This window comes from Thermovirga sp., assembly GCA_012523215.1.
Taxonomy (GTDB): domain Bacteria; phylum Synergistota; class Synergistia; order Synergistales; family Thermovirgaceae; genus 58-81.
In genome coordinates this window covers 1-1,561 of record JAAYIZ010000319.1, presented here as the reverse complement: position 1 = coordinate 1,561, position 1,561 = coordinate 1, and the positions used below count along the sequence as shown (strand labels likewise).

General features: G+C 56.6%; 2 protein-coding genes. Both read right to left on the bottom strand.

Annotation, left to right across the window (positions count from 1 at the left end):
• On the bottom strand, window positions 1-869 hold an 869-nt coding region (locus GX108_08490; protein NLO57059.1), incomplete at its 3' end, for a glycosyltransferase family 4 protein.
• Window positions 842-1,561, bottom strand: a 720-nt coding sequence (locus GX108_08485; GenBank protein ID NLO57058.1) for a hypothetical protein, incomplete at its 5' end; no start/stop codon positions are given. The genes GX108_08485 and GX108_08490, both read right to left, overlap by 28 nt.

The window sequence follows — 1,561 nt, the reverse complement described above, 5'->3', positions numbered from 1 at the left end:
TTGGCGCCTATTTCCCTGGCTGCGTCAAGATCAGAAGCGATCACGGGCAACCCCACTTGCGCCGATTGCAGCAGGACAAGCCCCATCCCTTCATCCAACGAGGGAAATACCAGAAGGTCGCTTTCAATCATCCAATCCTGGGGGTTGTCCTGGAAACCATGGAAGCGGACACGGTCCGATAAACCCAGGCGCTCCGACAAGGTCGCAAATTCGGCTCGCTGAGGGCCGTCGCCGATCACGTCCAGTTCCCATTCCTGGTCTTTCAACCCATCCAGCGCCGAGAGCAACACATCAAGACCTTTGATCCTCGTCAGTCGGCCTACGAAAAGTAACCGCTTCACCACTCCTCCTCTTCTTTCCCACCTGGACTCTACCGGTGGGAGCCCGTTCGGAATTACCGCCCTGTTCAGGGGCAGGAATGACCGTAGATGCTCCTCCACAGCCTTGCTGACGCAGATAGCCCCCTTTGCCCGGGGGAAGGGTTTCAACCCCGAGTTCAGGCTATAACGGGCGTGGGCGGTGAAAACCCAGGGTACGCCCGACATCGAAGACGCCCACCAGGCGATCCATACGGGTACCCTCGAGTGGGCATGAAGAATATCCCAGTTTTCCCGCTTCGCCCTAGCGGTTATGTTGAAAGCCGAATAGAATCCCGTGACAGGGTTCTTCCGGTGGACGGGCAATTTCCATAGATTTACACCAGGGTCCAGTTTTTCCTCCAGTTTGCCGCCGGCGGTGATGACCGTCACCTGGTGCCCCATCGTGCCCAGTTCATTTGAGAGCCAAAGGACGTGGCGTTCCACCCCGCCTTCGTGGAATTCGGGCAAAATCTGGGCGATCTTCAAGATTTCCACCCCTGGATGATCCACTCGGCCGCCCTCCTCGCTTCGTTGAATGAAAGACCTTCGTTTTTCCTCCCCCGGGCCGGCGACACTTGATCAAGCCTTGCGGGGTCATACTCCATCGCCAAGCCTCTGCTACAGAATGATTCTATCATTAAGTCGAACCGGGGAATGCCCCAAAGCCTTTGACCAGACAGCAAGTTCTTATCGACCATCTTAGCTGTAAGGTCCTGAAGGCATTTCTTTAAGCCCCTTTTCCTATCGACCCTGAGGATCTGCACCACATGGCCTCCGGTCACCGCTTCGGAGTTCATGGAGACCGAGTCCTCGGTGCAGAATACCCGTTGACAGGCCCCGAGCATAGCGGGGACGGGGTTCCAGGGGTCTTTCGACCCCAGGACGAGCATCCTTACGTGGGGAGAGCCCTTCACCATTTCGGCGATTTTTTCTTCCGTCGCTGGAAGTGTCCTTCTCGAAGTCGTGATGAAGACATCGGCACCAGTCTTTTTGGCTGTTTCAAGGAGAGCTTTCAGAACATTTTCGGCCCATTCCGGAGGGATCGAGTAATTCGCATCGTCGCCGCCGATGAGGATGCTCCATTTCTTTTCGGCCTTTGAGGGGAACCTGGAAGCGAGCGATCTTTCCTCCGTTTCTGAAAGTCCGGCGCCTATCATGTTGGGCGCCCCAAGGGTGGCCAGGAGGTTGGGCGAGGGTTCAGG